The 15,763-nt window shown below is 75.6% G+C and carries 22 protein-coding genes; 16 read left to right on the top strand and 6 right to left on the bottom strand.

The window, feature by feature from the left end:
- Positions 1 to 9: 9 nt before the first annotated feature.
- Genes IU369_RS02275 through moeB form a run of 3 tightly spaced genes read right to left on the bottom strand, consistent with a single transcriptional unit; the run spans position 10 to position 2,440 of the window.
- A complete protein-coding gene (locus tag IU369_RS02275) occupies positions 10 to 978 on the bottom strand; it encodes a PLP-dependent cysteine synthase family protein (RefSeq protein ID WP_246551328.1) in 969 nt (322 codons plus the stop codon).
- The gene (locus IU369_RS02270) at positions 978 to 1,256 is read right to left on the bottom strand and encodes a ubiquitin-like small modifier protein 1 (protein ID WP_217922948.1); all 279 of its coding nucleotides are present in this window, start codon (positions 1,254 to 1,256) and stop codon (positions 978 to 980) included. The genes IU369_RS02275 and IU369_RS02270 overlap by 1 nt, the downstream gene beginning before the upstream one ends.
- Positions 1,253 to 2,440 carry a molybdopterin-synthase adenylyltransferase MoeB gene (moeB, locus tag IU369_RS02265; RefSeq protein WP_217922947.1) on the bottom strand — a complete coding sequence of 396 codons (1,188 nt, stop codon included), beginning with the start codon at positions 2,438 to 2,440 and terminating at the stop codon, positions 1,253 to 1,255. The genes IU369_RS02270 and moeB overlap by 4 nt, the downstream gene beginning before the upstream one ends.
- Before the next feature lie 146 nt (positions 2,441 to 2,586).
- Here moeB and IU369_RS02260 point away from each other — a divergent pair, with 146 nt between their 5' ends.
- Both IU369_RS02260 and IU369_RS02255 read left to right on the top strand, forming a co-directional pair.
- Positions 2,587 to 2,850, top strand: coding sequence for a hypothetical protein (locus tag IU369_RS02260; RefSeq protein WP_217922946.1), 264 nt, complete (start codon positions 2,587 to 2,589; stop codon positions 2,848 to 2,850).
- A complete protein-coding gene (locus IU369_RS02255) occupies positions 2,847 to 3,512 on the top strand; it encodes a hypothetical protein (protein WP_217922945.1) in 666 nt (221 codons plus the stop codon). The genes IU369_RS02260 and IU369_RS02255 overlap by 4 nt, the downstream gene beginning before the upstream one ends.
- Before the next feature lie 3 nt (positions 3,513 to 3,515).
- Here the strand turns inward: IU369_RS02255 and IU369_RS02250 are convergent, their stop codons facing one another.
- Positions 3,516 to 3,728 carry a hypothetical protein gene (locus IU369_RS02250; RefSeq protein WP_217922944.1) on the bottom strand — a complete coding sequence of 71 codons (213 nt, stop codon included), beginning with the start codon at positions 3,726 to 3,728 and terminating at the stop codon, positions 3,516 to 3,518.
- A gap of 44 nt (positions 3,729 to 3,772) precedes the next feature.
- Here IU369_RS02250 and IU369_RS02245 point away from each other — a divergent pair, with 44 nt between their 5' ends.
- Genes IU369_RS02245 through IU369_RS02220 form a run of 6 tightly spaced genes read left to right on the top strand, consistent with a single transcriptional unit; the run spans position 3,773 to position 8,406 of the window.
- Positions 3,773 to 4,984 carry an MFS transporter gene (locus tag IU369_RS02245; RefSeq protein WP_217922943.1) on the top strand — a complete coding sequence of 404 codons (1,212 nt, stop codon included), beginning with the start codon at positions 3,773 to 3,775 and terminating at the stop codon, positions 4,982 to 4,984.
- Positions 4,984 to 6,351: a replication-associated recombination protein A gene (locus IU369_RS02240; protein WP_217922942.1), complete on the top strand. Its 1,368-nt coding sequence runs from the start codon at positions 4,984 to 4,986 to the stop codon at positions 6,349 to 6,351. The genes IU369_RS02245 and IU369_RS02240 overlap by 1 nt, the downstream gene beginning before the upstream one ends.
- A gap of 9 nt (positions 6,352 to 6,360) precedes the next feature.
- Positions 6,361 to 7,053, top strand: a complete 693-nt coding sequence (locus tag IU369_RS02235; RefSeq protein WP_217922941.1) for a YwaF family protein — start codon at positions 6,361 to 6,363, stop codon at positions 7,051 to 7,053.
- A gap of 33 nt (positions 7,054 to 7,086) precedes the next feature.
- Positions 7,087 to 7,554 carry a GatB/YqeY domain-containing protein gene (locus IU369_RS02230; protein ID WP_217922940.1) on the top strand — a complete coding sequence of 156 codons (468 nt, stop codon included), beginning with the start codon at positions 7,087 to 7,089 and terminating at the stop codon, positions 7,552 to 7,554.
- Positions 7,551 to 7,919: a hypothetical protein gene (locus tag IU369_RS02225; RefSeq protein WP_217922939.1), complete on the top strand. Its 369-nt coding sequence runs from the start codon at positions 7,551 to 7,553 to the stop codon at positions 7,917 to 7,919. Before IU369_RS02230 ends, IU369_RS02225 begins: the two co-directional genes overlap by 4 nt.
- A complete protein-coding gene (locus IU369_RS02220; RefSeq protein WP_343233216.1) occupies positions 7,906 to 8,406 on the top strand; it encodes a DUF427 domain-containing protein in 501 nt (166 codons plus the stop codon). Before IU369_RS02225 ends, IU369_RS02220 begins: the two co-directional genes overlap by 14 nt.
- Positions 8,407 to 8,416: 10 nt before the next feature.
- On the opposite strand, the gene IU369_RS02215 is transcribed toward IU369_RS02220, so the two are convergent.
- Together IU369_RS02215 and IU369_RS02210 are read right to left on the bottom strand one after the other, a co-directional pair.
- Positions 8,417 to 8,605: a hypothetical protein gene (locus tag IU369_RS02215; RefSeq protein WP_217922937.1), complete on the bottom strand. Its 189-nt coding sequence runs from the start codon at positions 8,603 to 8,605 to the stop codon at positions 8,417 to 8,419.
- Between the two features lie 35 nt (positions 8,606 to 8,640).
- Entirely contained in the window at positions 8,641 to 9,978 is a 1,338-nt protein-coding gene (locus IU369_RS02210; protein WP_217922936.1) for a S8 family serine peptidase, read from the bottom strand.
- 93 nt (positions 9,979 to 10,071) lie between these two features.
- Here IU369_RS02210 and IU369_RS02205 point away from each other — a divergent pair, with 93 nt between their 5' ends.
- The 8 genes from IU369_RS02205 to IU369_RS02170 are packed head-to-tail and all read left to right on the top strand — an operon-like array spanning position 10,072 to position 15,743.
- The gene (locus IU369_RS02205; RefSeq protein ID WP_217922935.1) at positions 10,072 to 11,628 is read left to right on the top strand and encodes an FAD-dependent thymidylate synthase; all 1,557 of its coding nucleotides are present in this window, start codon (positions 10,072 to 10,074) and stop codon (positions 11,626 to 11,628) included.
- A complete protein-coding gene (locus IU369_RS02200; RefSeq protein WP_217922934.1) occupies positions 11,625 to 12,062 on the top strand; it encodes a RidA family protein in 438 nt (145 codons plus the stop codon). Before IU369_RS02205 ends, IU369_RS02200 begins: the two co-directional genes overlap by 4 nt.
- Before the next feature lie 5 nt (positions 12,063 to 12,067).
- Positions 12,068 to 12,886, top strand: a complete 819-nt coding sequence (locus IU369_RS02195) for a DUF1385 domain-containing protein (protein ID WP_217922933.1) — start codon at positions 12,068 to 12,070, stop codon at positions 12,884 to 12,886.
- Between the two features lie 2 nt (positions 12,887 to 12,888).
- A complete protein-coding gene (locus tag IU369_RS02190) occupies positions 12,889 to 13,314 on the top strand; it encodes an SRPBCC family protein (protein WP_217922932.1) in 426 nt (141 codons plus the stop codon).
- A complete protein-coding gene (locus tag IU369_RS02185; protein WP_217922931.1) occupies positions 13,311 to 13,979 on the top strand; it encodes a DUF1775 domain-containing protein in 669 nt (222 codons plus the stop codon). The genes IU369_RS02190 and IU369_RS02185 overlap by 4 nt, the downstream gene beginning before the upstream one ends.
- Positions 13,976 to 15,070 (top strand): nicotinate phosphoribosyltransferase, encoded by a 1,095-nt coding sequence (locus tag IU369_RS02180; RefSeq protein WP_217922930.1) that lies wholly within the window; start codon positions 13,976 to 13,978, stop codon positions 15,068 to 15,070. The genes IU369_RS02185 and IU369_RS02180 overlap by 4 nt, the downstream gene beginning before the upstream one ends.
- Entirely contained in the window at positions 15,067 to 15,501 is a 435-nt protein-coding gene (locus tag IU369_RS02175) for a VOC family protein (RefSeq protein ID WP_217922929.1), read from the top strand. Before IU369_RS02180 ends, IU369_RS02175 begins: the two co-directional genes overlap by 4 nt.
- Before the next feature lie 11 nt (positions 15,502 to 15,512).
- Positions 15,513 to 15,743, top strand: coding sequence for a hypothetical protein (locus tag IU369_RS02170; protein WP_217922928.1), 231 nt, complete (start codon positions 15,513 to 15,515; stop codon positions 15,741 to 15,743).
- Positions 15,744 to 15,763 lie beyond the last annotated feature (20 nt).

Genomic DNA, 15,763 nt, shown 5'->3' with positions numbered 1-15,763 from the left:
AAGCCGTGTCTACCAGAAGATCCCGCGGTCGACCCGGTCCTCGACCGCGTCGACGTCGTCCGTCCAGAGGCCCGACGAGAGGTACTTCCAGCCGCCGTCGCAGATGATCCCGACGATCGTGCCGCGGGTCATGCGCGACGCGACGCGGGCGCAGGTGTGGATGACGGCGCCCGACGACACGCCCGCGAAGATGCCCTCCTCCGCGGCCAGCCGGCGCGTCATGACGATCGCGTCGCGGTTGGCGACGAGCAGCTTCCGGTCGAGCTTCGTGACGTCGAGGATCGGCGGGATGAAGCCGTCGTCGAGGCTCCGCAGGCCGCTCACCGGGTCGCCCTGCAGCGGCTCGCAGGCGATGATCTGGATGTCGGGGCGGTGCTCCTTCAGGCGCCGCGACGACCCCATCAGGGTGCCGCCCGTGCCGAGGCCCGCCACGAACACGTCGAGCTCGGGGCAGTCGCGGACGATCTCCTCCGCCGTGCCCTCGTAGTGCGCCTGCGGGTTCGCCGGGTTGCCGTACTGGAACGGCATGTAGAGGCCGTTCTCGGCGGCGAGCCGCGTCGCGACCTCGACGGCGCCGTTCGAGCCGAACTCCCCGTCGGTCGGCACGATCTCCGCGCCGTAGAGGGTGAGCAGCTGGCGGCGCTCCGGGGTCACGTTCTCGGGCATGACCGCGACGAGCTTGTAGCCGCGGACCCGGCAGATCATGGCGAGCGAGATGCCGGTGTTGCCGGACGTGGGCTCCATGATCGTGTCGCCGGGGCGCACCTTGCCGCGCCGCTCGGCGTCCTCGATCAGCGACAGCGCCGTCCGGTCCTTGATGGAGCCGGTCGGGTTGTGGCTCTCGAGCTTCGCAAGGATCCGCACCTCGGGGTTCGGCGAGATGTGCTGCAGCTCGACGAGCGGCGTGTCCCCGATCGTCCCGACCAGGTCGCGCGACACCTCCGACGGCGGGGACGCGAGTCCCGCGGCGGGGACCATCAGGCGGCCCCTCCCGCCATGGCCGGGAGGATCAGGAGGGTGTCCCGGTCCCCGACCTCGGTGTCGAGCCACGACAGCAGCCGGACGTCCTCGTCGTTGAGGTACACGTTCACGAACTTGTGCAGGTCGCCCTCGGGCGTCACGAGCTGCGTCCGGACGGCGGGGTGCTTCTCGTAGAGCGCGTCGAGGACCTCGCTGACGGTGGAGCCGTCGACCTCGATCTCGCGCTCCCCCCCGGTGGCCTGGCGGAGCACCGGGGGGATCCGGACGACGCTCATGCGCCCGCCACGGCCGCGGCGTGGCGGCCGACGCCCGCGCACCAGGCGTCGTAGTCGCGGAACTCGAGCTCGGCGTTCGGGCCGCAGGCCGGGCAGTCCGGGTCGCGGCGGATCTTCAGCTCGGTGAACGCCATCTCGAGGGCGTCGTAGATCAGCAGGCGGCCCGAGAGGGTGTCGCCGATGCCGAGCAGGACCTTGATCGCCTCGGTCGCCATGATCCCGCCCTCGACGCCGCAGAGCACGCCGAGCACGCCCGCCTCGCCGCAGGACGGCGCCATGTCGGGCGGCGGCGGCTCCGGGAAGAGGCAGCGGTAGCAGGGCCCCTCGTACGGGGTGAACACCGACGCGTGGCCCTCGAAGCGCAGGATGCTGGCGTGCACCAGCGGCTTGCGGGCCATGAGGGACGCGTCGTTCATGAGGTACCGCGTCGGGAAGTTGTCGGTCCCGTCGATGATCACGTCGTAGTCCGCGATCAGGTCGAGGACGTTCCCCTTGTCGACGCGGAACGGGTACGTGTTCACCGTCACGTCGGGGTTGAGCGCCTCGATCGCGATCTTCGCCGACTCGCCCTTGTTCATCCCCACGCGGTCCGTGGTGTGGATGATCTGGCGCTGCAGGTTGCTGGCGTCCACGACGTCGTCGTCGACGAGGCCGAGGGTGCCGACGCCGGCCGCGGCGAGGTAGAACGCCGCGGGGGAGCCGAGCCCGCCCGCCCCGATGAGGAGCACCTTCGAGTCGAGCAGCTTCAGCTGGCCCTCCTCGCCCATCTCGGGGATGAGCACGTGGCGGCTGTAGCGGGAGCGCTGGTCCGGGGTGAGCGTCTTCGGGACGTCCCAGTCCTGGCCGCTCTGCTTCCACCGCGCGAACCCGCCCGCGAGGCTCCCGACGTTCCCGAAGCCCATCTCGCGGAGGGTCGTGCCGGCGAGCAGCGACCGGTTGCCGGACGCACAGCTCAGGATGACCTCCTGGTCCGGCGTCGCGACGCCGGCGATCCTGCTCTCGAGGAAGCTCCGGGGGATGTGGATCGACCCGGGGATGTGTCCCTCGTCCCACTCGCTCTGCTCGCGGACGTCGATGACCAGTGGGCTGTCGCCCTTCTGGCGGCGGGCGGCGAGGTCGGCGACCTGCACCTCCGGCACTTGCTCCCGAGCGGACGCGAGGAGATCCTGGTAGCTGCGCGCCATGCTGTCTCCCGTGCTGCGGCTGGTTAACCAGCGATTCTAGGTGGGATTCTACCCTTTTCCCCCGGCGACGCCGAGCGACACCGCGTCGCCACCACGACGCTTCACCAAATGTAGTGGCTCGGAACGCGATGATGCCCGGAGTGGCCATGAGCGAGACGCCCACCCTCACCAAGAGCGCGTTCGCCAACATCGACGCGCGCGTGCGGTGCCCCACGCCGGACTGCTGGGGCGACCTGCTGCTGATCCCGACCGGCGCGTCCGACGAGGACGGCGTCCCCGCGTTCCAGCCGTTCACGGCCTGCCCCCTGTGCGGCACCGGGTTCGAGATCGAGCAGGACGTCAGCGACCGCGACCTGTTCCTGCGCATCTCGTGGCTGCGCGCCAACCCCCACGAGGAGGAGGCGCCGTGAGCGACGCCCCCGCCCCGCGCCCCACCCACCGGGAGCGCGACGAGGCCCGGCGCGGCGGCGGGCTGGGGCGGGTCGCGCGGGCGGTCGTGGCCCCGGTCATCAGCGGCGCCGTCGGCGCGGTCGTCTTCCTGATCATGATCCAGGGGTCGTTCCGCAAGGGGCACACGACGCTCGACTTCAACCACGTCCTCGGCACCATGATCCAGGGCGAGACGCAGGAGGTCGGCAGCACCGACAGCGCGCTCGGGGTCATCGGCGACTCGGTCGGCCCGACCGGCCTGTGGGCGACGATCATCTGCGGCATCGCGCTGATGGTCGTCCACGAGGCGGTCGTGACCCGCGTCGTGCGGCGCCACTGGCTGATCCAGGCGGTGCCCCTCTGGATCATCACCTCGCTCGCGGTCGGCGTGCTCTACACCTCCCTCGCCGACGCCCGGTTCGACACCCCGATCGGGTTCTTCGGCGTCGACGCCGGGTCGCTCACCCCCCTGGTGATCCTGCTCTGCTCGCTCGGCTTCGCGCTGGTCGGGTCACGGGCCCACGACCTCGCGACGACGGCCGCCTGGTGGGAGAAGCGGCCCGACCCCCTCGCCGAGGGCAACCTCGAGGAGGTCGCGGGCATCGAGCCCGTCCGGGGCGCGCCGGCGACGGCCCCCGACTGAGCGCTACTCGAACTCGCCGAAGAGGGGCGACAGCACGGCCGCGTGCGCTCCCGGGGTGAGGCCGATGCGCTCCGGCGGGCAGGCGGCGAGCAGGTCCTCGTAGGAGGCGAACGCGTCGCCGGGCCGCACGGCCGCGTCCAGCGCCGCGGGGTCGGCTCCCCCCGCCGCGGCCGCCGCCCGCACGTCGGCCCCCGAGATCTCGCGTCCGCCCGGCACGGGACGACACTAGCCCGCCCGGGGACCCGGCGTAGAGTGCCGGGATGAGCGCGACCGCACCCGCCGTCGCACCGCCGCGCGCCGGCACCGGGGCGATCGACCGGCGGGGGATCACGCTCCTGGCGTCGGGGCACTTCGTGATCGACGCGACCGTCGGCGCGGTCCCCGCGATGATCCCGGTGTTCACCGCGATCTACGCGCTCTCGGACCTCGCCGCCTCGATGATCCTGGGGGCATCGCTGCTGGTCTCGTCGGCGATCCAGCCGTTCTTCGGGCTGCTCGCCGACCGGCGCTCGATGACCGTCTTCGTGTGGGGCGGGGTGGCGGTCGCCGCCGCCGGCCTCGCGATGTCGGGCCTGGCGGGGGGCTACCTCGGCGTGCTGGCCTGCATCGTCGGCTCGGGGCTCGGGATCGCGGCCTTCCACCCGGAGGCCGCCCGCGTCGCGAACCAGATCAGCGCGGAGCGCAAGGCGACGGGCCTCGCCTGGTTCATGCTCGGCGGCAACGCCGGGTTCGCCGCCGGCCCGCTCCTCGCGGCGCTGTTCATCCCGTTCCTCGACGCCCGCGCCACGCTCGTCTTCCTGGTCCCCGGCCTGGTGGTCGCCGCCTGGCTGCACCACGAGCGGCGCCGCATCGCGATCCCCGTCGTGCCGCGTGCGGCGGCGGGCACGGCGGGCGTCCCGCCCCGCGCGCGGACGTCCAGCATCACGCTGCTCCTGTTCGTCACGAGCATGCGCACGTGGACGCAGTTCTGCGTCCTCGCGCTCGTGCCGCTGCTGCTGACCGACCAGCGCGGGTTCTCCGACCAGGCCGCCGGTTTCGCGGTCGTCGCGTTCTCCGGCGCGGGCGCGGCCGGCACCCTCGCCGGCGCGGCGCTGGCCGACCGCGTCGGCGGCCGGTCCATGCTGATCTGGAGCATGCCCCTCGTGGCGCCGCTCCTCGGCGCGTTCCTGCTCCTCGACGGGACGGTGGCGCTGGTGCCGCTGGCCGCCGCGGGGTTCGTCCTCATGTCCTCCTTCTCGGTGACGGTGATGATGGGTCAGGACTACCTCCCCGGCCGGCTCGCCCTCGCGGCCGGTCTCATGATCGGCTTCGGCGCGATCGGCTCGGCGCCGCCGGGCCTCGCCCTGTTCGGCGCGATCGCCGACGCCGCGGGCCGCGAGGCCGCCCTCTGGGGCGTCGCCGCGCTGCCCCTCGTCGGCGGCGCGCTCGCCCTGCTGCTCCCCGACCGGCGCGTCCGCGCGGCGGCCGCCTGATGGCCCGCGGCCAGGGACCACCCCAGGGCGACCTCTTCGGAGAGGCCGTCGAGGCGCGCCTGTCGCGCACCCGCCCCCTCGCCGCCCGCATGCGGCCCGAGGGGCTCGACGACGTCGTCGGGCAGCGGGCGCTGCTCGGCCCCGACGGCGCCCTGCGCGCCGCGATCGTCGCCGACCGGGTGCCGTCGATGGTGCTCTACGGGCCACCGGGCAGCGGCAAGACGACGCTCGCGCGGGTCGTCGCGCACAGCACGTCCGCGGCCTTCGAGGAGCTCTCGGCCGTCTCCGCCACCGTCGCCGACGTCCGGGCCGTGATGGCGCGCGCCCGCGACCGCCTCGCCGCGGGGACGCCGACGGTCCTGTTCCTCGACGAGATCCACCGCTTCAACCGCGCCCAGCAGGACGCGCTGCTGCCCGCCGTCGAGGACGGGCTGCTGACCCTGATCGGCGCGACCACCCAGAACCCCTGGTACGAGGTCAACGCGGCGCTCGTGTCGCGCATGCGGGTCTGGGTGCTGGAGCCCCTCGGCCCCGACGACGTCGCCGCCCTGCTCGACCGGGCCGTCGCGAGCCCGGCGGGGCTCGCGGGCCGGGTGACGCTGGGGGAGGAGGCCCGCGCGGCGATCGTGGCGCGCGCCGGCGGCGACGCCCGCGGCGCCCTGAACCTGCTCGAGGCGGCCGCGGCGGACACCGCCGACGGCCGCGCCATCGCCCTGGAGACGGTGCAGGGCGCCGCCGGCGGTCGGGCCGTCGTCTACGACCGCCAGGGCGACGCCCACTACGACACGATATCGGCCTTCATCAAGAGCCTCCGCGGAAGCGACCCCGACGCGGCGATCTACTACCTCGCGGTGATGCTGAAGGGCGGCGAGGACCCGAAGTTCATCGCCCGGCGGCTGATCGTCGCCGCGAGCGAGGACGTCGGCAACGCCGACCCGCAGGCGCTGTCGGTGGCCGTCGCCGCCGGCCGCGCCGTGGAGTTCGTCGGGTTGCCGGAGGCCCGGATCGCGCTGGCGCAGGCGACGACGTACATCGCGATGGCGCCGAAGTCGAACGCCTCGTACCGCGCGATCGACGCGGCCCTCGGGATGGTCGAGCGCGAGGGGGCGCGGCGGCCGCCGCTGGCGCTGCGCGACGGCAGCGTCGCGAACGCCCGGGGCCTCGGCAACGGCGAGGGCTACCGCTACCCGCACGACTTCCCCGACGGGTACGTCGCCGGGTCGCTCATGCCCGAGGGGCTGGAGGGCGTCCGCCTGCACCACCCCACCGACCGCGGCGTCGAGGGGGAGCGGGCCGCCCGGCTGCGCGCACTGCGCGGCGAGGGCGACGACGCCGGGGGGGACGCCGCGGACCCGGAGCCCTTCTAGGGGCGGCCCGTGGAGCTGCTCTCCACCCAGCACCTCGTGGTGCTCGCCGTCACGGGGGCGGCGGCGGTCGCGCTCGGCGGCGCCGCCCGCCGCGACCCGGGCGCCCCGTGGGTCGGCACGGCCGCACGGGTGCTGGCGGTCGCGCTCCTCGTCAACGAGGTCGGCTTCCACATCGTGCACCACGCCGATGAGGGCCTCTCGCCGCGGGGGGACCTGCCCCTCCACCTCACCGACGCGGCGACCATCGCGGCCGTCGTCGCGCTCTGGCGGCCGGTCCCCCTCGCGTTCGAGCTCACCTACTTCTGGGCGTTCACGGCGACGGTGCAGGCGCTCGCGACGCCCGACCTGCGGCAGGGGTTCCCCGACTACCGCTGGTGGTGGTTCGTCATCGCCCACTCGGGCGTGGTGGTGGCGGCCGTGCTGCTGGCGTGGGGGCGGCGGCACACCCCCCGGCCCGGGGCGGTGCGGCGGGTGTTCGCCGCGAGCCTGGTCGTCACCGCGGCCGCGGCGGTCGGCAGCCTCCTGACCGGCGGGAACTACATGTACCTGCGGGAGCCCCCGCCGGGGGGCAGCCTGCTCGACGTGATGGGCCCCTGGCCCTGGTACATCGCGACCGGGACCGCGCTCGCCGTCGTCCTGTTCTGGCTCCTCGACCGGCCCTTCGACGGTCGCCGCACGGCCGCGGACGGCACGGCGGGCTAGAGTCACTCCCGGAACCAGGGGGAGGGTGGACGGATGGCGGACGGCACCACGGGCATCGCCGCGCGACTGGACGGCGACCTCAAGGACGCGATGCGGGCGGGTGACACGCTCCGCCGCGACGCGATCCGTCGTGCCCGGTCGAGCCTGAAGAACGCCGAGATCGAGGCCCGCACCCCGCTCGACGACGACGCCGCCGTGCGCGTGCTGCGCGGCATCGTGAAGCAGCACCGGGAGTCGATCGAGCAGTTCCGCGCCGGCGGGCGCGACGACCTCGTCAGCCGCGAGGAGCAGGAGATGGCGGTGCTGGAGGCCTACCTGCCCGCGCAGATGGACGCGGCGGCCATCGAGGCCGTCGTCGCCGACGTGATCGCGTCGGAGGGCGCCGCCGGCCCCGCCGACATGGGCAGGGTGATGAAGGCCGTCATGGGCCGTGTCGGCGGCACGGCCGACGGGAAAGAGGTCCGTGTGATCGTGCAACGCCTGTTGGGAGGAGACCGATGAGCACCATTCCCCCGCCCGGGTCGGGCGCCGGGCCGCAGCCGCCCGAGGAGGGCGTCGAGCCGGCGTCGGCCGTCGGCGGCGGCACCCACACCCCGTCCGACGCGATGACGCGGTACGACAAGGAGAAGGACGCCTACCACTGCTCCTACGGGATCCCGAGCCCGGCGCTCGCCGTGCTCGACCCCGAGCGCGAGCTGATCGTCCGCGTCGACCGCCACAGCTTCCGGGTGGTCGGCTTCTCGATCCCGAACTTCACCGAGTGGGTCGCCAAGCACGGCGACGACGACGGGAACTTCGGCGTGGAGCTGCCCGAGGTCTGGCCGATGGAGCAGACCGACACGAGCGGGTCCACTGCGCCCTGGTAGGAGGCCGGTCCCGCCCGGCCCCGGGCAGGAGTCGGTCTGGGACTACCCCCGCCCGCCCCGCGTCGACCGCGACGCGCGGCGGGTGGAGGTCGTCCTCGGCGGCGTCGTCGTGGCCGACACCACGGCGGCGCTCCGGGTGCTCGAGACGAGCCACCCGCCGACGTTCTACCTCCCCCGCGAGGCGTTCGCCGACGGCGTCCTCACGGCGGCGGAGGGCTCCAGCTTCTGCGAGTGGAAGGGCCGCGCCGCCTACCTGGACGTGACCGGCGGCGGCCGCACCGCTGCCCGCGCCGCGTGGTGGTACCCGGAGCCGTCGCCGCGGTTCGCCGCGCTCGCCGGCCACGTCGCCGTCTACCCGGCGGCGATGGACGAGTGCCGCGTCGGCGGCGAGCGCGTCCGCAGCCAGGAGGGCGACTTCTACGGCGGCTGGATCACCGACGAGATCGTCGGCCCGTTCAAGGGCGCCCCCGGCACCTGGGGCTGGTGAGCGCGCCCCCCTAGGGGGTGCGGAGCGGGACGACGCGGGGGGCGCCGCGCGCCGGGACCGTGACCCGCCACGCGACGGCCCGCACCGACGCCGCGGAGCGCCGTGGGGGCGCGACGCGCACCACGAGGGCGCCGCGGCGGACGCCGCGCAGCACGACGCGCCCGGCGGTCACCCGCACCGTGCGGGTGCCGACGCGCACCACGGCGCGCGGGGCGAGGGCCCCGAGGCGCAGGGTCAGCGTCCGCGTGCGGCGGTCGAGGGACGCGCGCAGCGTGCGTGCGGCGGGGGTCGCGACGGACGTCGCGGAGACGGCCGGCGCCGCCGGCAGGGCGGCGCCGCCGGAGGGCACCGGGGGCGCGGCCGGGACGGGCGTGCCGCCACCCGCCGCCGGCGGCGGGGTGATCGCGGTCGGCGGGGGGGCGGCACCGCCTCGTCGCCGAGCGCGGCGACGGCCGCCGACACCGAGGGCCGCGGCCCGATCCACCCGTCGGCGAGGTCGGCCTGGGGGACGCCGGTCGCCACCAGCAGGTCCCGCACCCGCTGCGGGGTGAGGGGGGTGCCGTCGCGCGCGATCTCCGCCGACTGCAGGGCCGCGACGGCGCCGGCGACGGTGGCGGCGGCGCTGGACGTGCCGTCGAAGCAGGCGGTGTACCCGGCGTCGCCGACGGGGCTCCACGGCGCGTCGCCGTAGCCCGCGGTGACCACGCCCGCGCCGTAGCCCTGCAGGTCCACGCGGGCGCCGTGGTTCGACCCCGGCACGCGGCGGCGGTCGCCGGTGCCGGTCTCGTCGGTGCCGGCCCCGCCGCCCGCCACGATCAGGGCGCCGGAGTGGCCGGGCGCCGACGGCCCCGCGAGCCAGGTGGCGGCGGGGGTGGCGAGCTCGCCGAGCCGGGCGATGTCGCCGCCGCCGTTGCCGGCGGGCTCGACGACGACGATGCCCTTGTCCACCGCGGCGCGGATCGCGGCGCGCATCTCCGGGTAGACCTCGATCGGCGCGAACGGGGCGCCGCCGGCGTTCAGGCCCGCCTGCAGCTCGATGAGGATGACGTCGCCGGGACCGAGCGTCGCCGCCGCGGCCGTGACCTCCTGCCACGGCTGGTACGGGCTGATGCGCGGCGAGACGGGCACCAGGGTCGCGTCGGGGACGAGGCCGGTCACGCCGCGGCCGTCCTCCGACGCGCCGAGGACGCCGAGGACCGCGGTGCCGTGCTCGGCGGCGCGGTACTCGGAGGGCAGGCCGCTCCGATCGCCCGGCGCCAGCGCCCGGGGGGCGAGCTCCACGTGCCCCGCGCGCCACTCGTACTCGATGTCGGCGATCGTGACGCCGGCGCCGCGGTCGGCGGCGCCCATGCCGAGGCCCGCGCGGTAGTCCTGGAACGCCGTCAGGTCGGGGGCGGCGCCCCCCGCCGTGAACGCGGGCCACGCCGGCGCCGGCCGCACCCGGCAGTACGCGGGCGGCGGCGCCGGCTCGACACCCGCCTCGGCCGCCGTCCCGGCGCCCTGCACGCCGGCGCCCCCGGCGACCGCGAGGGCGACGATGCCGGCGAGCATGGCGATGGGTCCCGGGCGCACCCCAATAGGATGGCGGTGATCCGCATCCCTGGGAACCGCCCCGAATGGCATGAATTGACCAACGTCGACCTGGACGAACGAGAGCGCGAACGGGTGGCTCCGTACGTCACCGACACGATCGGACCCGTCTTCGCCTTGACGGGGCTGCCCGAGGTCGTCAAAGGAGCGCTCTTCGCGCGCTACTCGCGCAGCCCGAAGTCGCTGCGGCGCCTCCTGGTCGACGAGTTCCTCCCCGGGGACGGCGCCGTGCCCGGCGGGGGCCCGCCCCGGGTCGGCGAGGAGCGCGCCGACGCCCTCTACGAACGGGTGCTCGCCGAGTACGGCGATGACTCGGTCGCGCAGCTCGGGGGGGCCCACGTCGCCGTCGAGGGCACCTCGAACGTCCTGACGAAGGTGCTGCAGTGGGGCCGCCTCGCGAGCTACCTCGAGCAGTCCACCCGCTACATCGCCTTCACCGACCGCCCCGGCGGGGCGTACCGCTACCACCGCCCCGCGGCGGTGCTCGGCCACCCCGACCTCGGCCCCGCCTACGTCGGCACCCTCGACGCCGCCTTCGCGGGGTACGCCGCGCTGCTGCCGCGCCTGGTGGAGCACGTGGGGGCCGAGGTGCCGGAGGAGCCGGGCACGCCCGCCGCGGCCCGCGAACGCGCCGTCCGGGCCCGGGCCCTCGACCTGCTGCGCGGCCTGCTGCCCGCGGCGACGACCGCCAACGTCGGCATCTACGCGTCGGGGCAGGCGTACGAGGCGATGCTGATCCGCCTCGCCGCCCACCCCCTGCCGGAGGCGCGGGACTGCGCGACGGCGATGCTGCGGGAGCTGCGCAAGGTGATCCCCGCGTTCCTCACCCGGGTCGACCGCCCCGACCGGGGCGGGGCGACCGGCGCGTACATGGCCACGGGCGACCGGGCGGCCGAGGCGCTCGCCGCCCGGCTCGGGCCGCCGCCGTCCGCCGCCCCGCGCGGCCCCGAGGTGCACCTCGTCGACTTCGACCCCGACGGCGAGGAGCGCGTGCTCGCCCACGCCCTCTGGCCGTCGTCGGGGCGCGGCCTCGCCGACGTCCGCGACGCGGTCGCCGCGATGGACCCCGCCGCCCGGGCCGACGCCCTGCGGGCGTGGGCCGGGGAGCGCGGCGACCGCCGCCAGCGTCCCGGGCGCGGGCTCGAGGCGACCACCTACGCCTTCGAGGTCGTCTGCGACTACGGCGCGTACCGCGACCTGCAGCGGCACCGCATGCTCAGCCTGCAGGCGCAGCCCCTCACCCCGCGGCTCGGGTACGACGTGCCCGACGCGGTCGTCGCCGCCGGCGTCGCCGCCGACTACGCCGCCGTGCAGGCGTCGTGCACCGCCCTGCACGACGCGCTCGCCGCGGAGCTGCCGGCGCACGCCCCCTACGCCGTCACCCTCGCCCACCGGATCCGCTTCACGATGGTCATGAACGCACGCGAGGCGATGCACCTGATCGAGCTGCGCAGCCAGCCGCAGGGCCACGAGTCGTACCGCTGGGTCGCGCGGGAGATGCACCGGCAGATCGCCGAGGTCGCGGGCCACCGGGCGATCGCCGGGATGATGTCGTTCGTCGATGCGAGCGACCCCGCCGCGGGGCGCCTCGCGGCGGAGCGCCGGCAGGAGGCGCGGCGCCGGGTCCCGTGAGCCGCCCGGGCCGCCTGCGCGTCGCGTCGGGGTCGCCGTTCGAGGAGTCGATCGGGTTCAGCCGGGCCGTGCGGGTCGGCGACCGCGTGCTGGTGTCGGGGACGGCCCCGGTGCTGCCGGACGGCGGGTGCCCCGCGGGCGCGGGGGCCCAGGCCGAGAGGTGCCTCACGATCATCGCGGAGGCCCTCGCCGCCGCCGGGGCGGGCCTCGACGACGTCGTCCGGACCCGCGTCTACCTCACCGACCCCGGCGACGCCGACGCGGTCTCCGAGGTGCACGGCCGCGTGCTCGGCGCGGCGCGGCCCGCCGCGACGATGGTCGTCGTCGCCGCCCTCCTCGACCCCCGCTGGCGCGTCGAGATCGAGGCGGAGGCGGTCGCCGGCGACGGCGGCGGGGCCGCGGGCGTCGCCCCCGGCCCCGTCCCGCTACCCTGACCCGCATGGCTGATCCCCCGCGCGGCAACCGGCTCGGCGGCATGGCGCTCGCCAACGGCCTCCTCGTCCACGGCCCGAGCCACTGGGCGGCGGCGGTGCGCGACGACGACGGGCGCATGGTCGTCGCGTCGGGCCGCAAGCAGCTGTTCCGCGCCGGCCGGCTCACCGACATGCCCGTCGCCCGCGGCCTGGTGCGGCTCGGCGAGGCGTTCGCGGTGCTGCCCGCCGTCCGGCGCGGGCTGCCGCAGGCGCGGTTCGCGATGGAGGACCGGGCGACGGTGGGCGCCGCCGTCGGCGCGACCGTCGTGGCCGCCGTCGCCCGGCGCCGGCTGCGGTCGATCCTCGCGCAGGAGATCGTCGGCGCCGTCGCCGGCCTCGCCCCCGCCGTGCTCACCCTGCGCGGCTCCCGGGCAGCGATCTGGCACGCCGTGGAGCACAAGAGCATCGCCGCGTACGAGGCCGGCGGGGCCGACGAGGTCGCCAACGCCGAGGGCCACGCGAAGGAGCACGAGCGCTGCGGGAGCAACCTGATCCTGCCGCTCGTGGTCTCGACCGTGATCGGCAACACCGTCACCCGCAAGCTGGTGCGCCGCCCGACGTTCGGTGTCCGCACCGCCATGTCGGCGCTCAGCATCGGCGCCGCCGTCGAGGTCTTCTCGTTCTCGGCGCGCCGCCCCGAGCACCCCGTCTCGCGGCTCGTGCACGGCGTCGGCCACGCCATGCAGTCGGGGTTCGCGACCCGTGAGCCCAGCCAGAGCGACCTCCTCGTCGGCCGCGCGGCCATGGAGGCCCTGATCCGCGCCGAGGGCGCCTCCCGCCTCTAGACGTGGGCGTCGTGGTGACGGTGGTGGCGCCGGCGACGCCCGCCGCCGTCTGGGACCGCTGGACCGCCTTCGCCGACTGGCCGGGGTGGAACCCCCACTGCCTCACCGCCGAGGTCGACGGGCCGCTGGAACCCGGCACACGCCTCGACCTGCACCTCCGCGACCCGAAGGGCCGCGACTACTACACCCGCCCCCGCCTCACCGAGGTCGACGACCGGGCGCGCATCACGTGGACGGCGCGGGGCCTCGGGCTGCGGGCGCGGACCACCACGATCCTCTCCCCCGAGCCCGACGGGACCCGCATCAGCCTCGAGTCGGACGCCGCGGGGCCGATGGCGTTCACGTACCGCATCGCGCTGAGCGAGCGCGTCCAGGCACTAATGTACGTCGCCATGCTCGACGCCCTCACCGACTCCCTGCGCCCGTGAGCCGCCTCGTGCGGGCACTCCTCGCGACGGCCGCGCTCCTCGCCGTCGCCGCCCCCGCCGCCGCCCACGTCGACGTGCTCCCGACCACCGTCACCCAGGGCGAGGCGACCGAGTTCACCGCCCGCGTCCCCTCCGAGCGCGACCTGCCGACGACGCGGGTCCGGCTCGACGTGCCCGAGCAGGTCACCGTCTACAGCCTCGGGGAGCCCCCGCGCGGCTGGGACGTGACGCCGATCCGCGGGGCCGACGGGCGGATCCGCTCCATCGTGTGGGGCGGCGGGAGCATCCCGCCCGAGCGCTACGCCGACTTCACGTTCCTCGGCACCGCCTTCGGCGAGGGCGAGGCCGTGTGGCCCGCCCGCCAGACGTACGCCGACGGCCAGGTGAAGCCCTGGACCGGGCCGCCGGAGACCGAGGGCGCCGTCGAGAGCGGCCCCGGCGACCCGGGCCCCGCGGCGCGCGTCACGATCGCGGCGGAGGGCGCCGCCCCCGCCACCGGGGGGTCCACGTCGTCCTCCTCCTCGTCGTCGTCGGACGACTCCGGCGTCGGCATCTGGCTCGGGGTGATCGCCATCGCCATCGCCGCCCTCGCCATGCTGGCCGTCGGGTTCCTGTGGTCGACGCGGCCGCTGACGCTGCCCGGCGACGAGGAGCCCCCCCGGTGACCACCGCGCGGGGCGTCCGCCTGCCGCCCGAGACGTTCCAGCTCCCCGTCACGAAGATGCGCGACGGCTACTACAGCGACGCGTACTTCACGTTCACCCGCGCGGTGCTCGAGGCCGACGACCACCACCCCGACGTGCTCGTCCAGGTGTTCCAGCGCGAGCGGTCCGTGCTCGGCGGCGTCGACGAGGCCATCGCGATCCTGAAGCTCTGCTCGGGGCGCCGGCGCCCCGACGGCGCATGGGAGGACGGCTGGGACCGCCTCGAGGTGATGGCGCTCCACGACGGCGACGAGATCGAGCCGTGGGAGCCGGTCCTCACCATCCGCGGCGACTACAGCCTGTTCGCGTCGCTCGAGACGCTCTACCTCGGCGTGCTCGCCCGCCGCACCCTCATCAGCCGCAACGTCCGCGACGTCGTCGCCGCCGCCGGCGGCAAGCCGATCCTCTACTTCCCCGCCCGCTTCGACCACTGGCAGGTCCAGACCGGCGACGGGTGGGCGGCGCACGTCGCCGGCGCCATCGGCGTGTCGACCGACGCCCAGGCGTCGTGGTGGGGCGGCAAGGGCATGGGCACCGTCCCCCACGGCCTCATCGCCGCGTACGCGGGCGACACCGTGCTCGCCGCGCGCAAGTTCGCCGACCGCTTCGCCGAGCACCTCCACGTCACCGTCCTCGTCGACTTCGAGAACGACTCCGTCCGGACGGCCCTCGAGGTCGCCGACGCGCTCGGCCCACGGTTGTGGGGCGTCCGCCTCGACACCTCGAACACGATGGTCGACCGCTCCCTCTGGCACGAGATGGGCCGCTTCCGCCCCACCGGCGTCGTTCCCGAGCTCGTCTGGAAGGTCCGCCGGGCCCTCGACAACGCCGGCCACGACGCCGTCCGCATCGTCGCGTCCGGGGGCTTCGACGCTCCGCGCATCCGCGCCTTCGAGGAGGCCGGCGTCCCCGTCGACGCCTACGGCGTCGGCAGCTCCCTGCTCCGCGGCCCGAACGACTTCACCGCCGACGTCGTCCGCGTCGACGGCGTCCCCTGCGCGAAGGTCGGCCGCGAGGAACGCCCCAACCCGAGGCTGGTGCCCGTCCCGTGAACCCGATCCCGGGGCTCGGCCCCATCCACCACGTCGGCTATGTCGTCGCCGACCTCGACGCCGCCCTCGCCGAGATGTCGCGGGCGTTCCCCCTCACCGTCGTCGTCCGCGAGGTGATGGAGGCCCAGGGCGTCGAGGCGCTCCTCGCCGACGGCGGGTCCGGCGGGGCGGTCGAGCTGATCCGGCCCCTCGACCCCGAGGGCGCGATCGCCCGGTTCCTCGCGAGCCGCGGCCCCGGGTTCCACCACGTCGCGTTCGAGGTCCCCGACGTCGACGCCGCCCTCGCCGACCTCGCCGCCCGCGGCGCCGAGGTCATCGACACCGCCGGCCGGCGCGGCCTCGGCGGGCACGTCGTCGGCTTCGTCCACCCCCGCTCCACCCTCGGCGTCCTCACCGAGCTGGTGCAGGCCGGCCACGGCGCCGCCGGGTAGACTCCCCGGCCATGGCGACACGACGGCTGGAACTGGGATTCGAAGGCGGCACCGTCCTCAAGCTGACGGTTGACGCCGAGGTGGCCGAGGGGTTCACGAGCGACCTGGCGGCGGGCAAGGGCCCCGCCTGGCGCGCGATCGAATCCGACGAGGGGACGTTCTGGGTCGACCAGGGCGAGCTCGTCTACGTGCGGCTCCCGCCGGGCGAGGCGCCCGGCCGCGTCGGTTTCGGGGGATCCTGACCCCCCTCCCCACGGGGCAC

The sequence above is a fragment of the Miltoncostaea oceani genome (genome assembly GCF_018141545.1).
GTDB classification, from domain to species: domain Bacteria; phylum Actinomycetota; class Thermoleophilia; order Miltoncostaeales; family Miltoncostaeaceae; genus Miltoncostaea; species Miltoncostaea oceani.
Note: the sequence above shows the minus strand (reverse complement) of the source record. Positions and strands in the feature narration are given on the sequence as shown.

Bases quoted from the DNA above. Each gene is read 5' to 3' on its own strand.
- IU369_RS02275 (WP_246551328.1), bottom strand. From the start codon at position 978: ATGGTCCCCGCCGCGGGACTCGCGTCCCCGCCGTCGGAGGTGTCGCGC.
- IU369_RS02245 (WP_217922943.1), top strand. From the start codon at position 3,773: ATGAGCGCGACCGCACCCGCCGTCGCACCGCCGCGCGCCGGCACCGGG.
- moeB (WP_217922947.1), bottom strand. From the start codon at position 2,440: ATGGCGCGCAGCTACCAGGATCTCCTCGCGTCCGCTCGGGAGCAAGTG.
- IU369_RS02195 (WP_217922933.1), top strand. From the start codon at position 12,068: ATGGCTGATCCCCCGCGCGGCAACCGGCTCGGCGGCATGGCGCTCGCC.
- IU369_RS02225 (WP_217922939.1), top strand. From the start codon at position 7,551: ATGAGCACCATTCCCCCGCCCGGGTCGGGCGCCGGGCCGCAGCCGCCC.
- IU369_RS02270 (WP_217922948.1), bottom strand. From the start codon at position 1,256: ATGAGCGTCGTCCGGATCCCCCCGGTGCTCCGCCAGGCCACCGGGGGG.
- IU369_RS02230 (WP_217922940.1), top strand. From the start codon at position 7,087: ATGGCGGACGGCACCACGGGCATCGCCGCGCGACTGGACGGCGACCTC.
- IU369_RS02260 (WP_217922946.1), top strand. From the start codon at position 2,587: ATGAGCGAGACGCCCACCCTCACCAAGAGCGCGTTCGCCAACATCGAC.
- IU369_RS02170 (WP_217922928.1), top strand. From the start codon at position 15,513: ATGGCGACACGACGGCTGGAACTGGGATTCGAAGGCGGCACCGTCCTC.
- IU369_RS02240 (WP_217922942.1), top strand. From the start codon at position 4,984: ATGGCCCGCGGCCAGGGACCACCCCAGGGCGACCTCTTCGGAGAGGCC.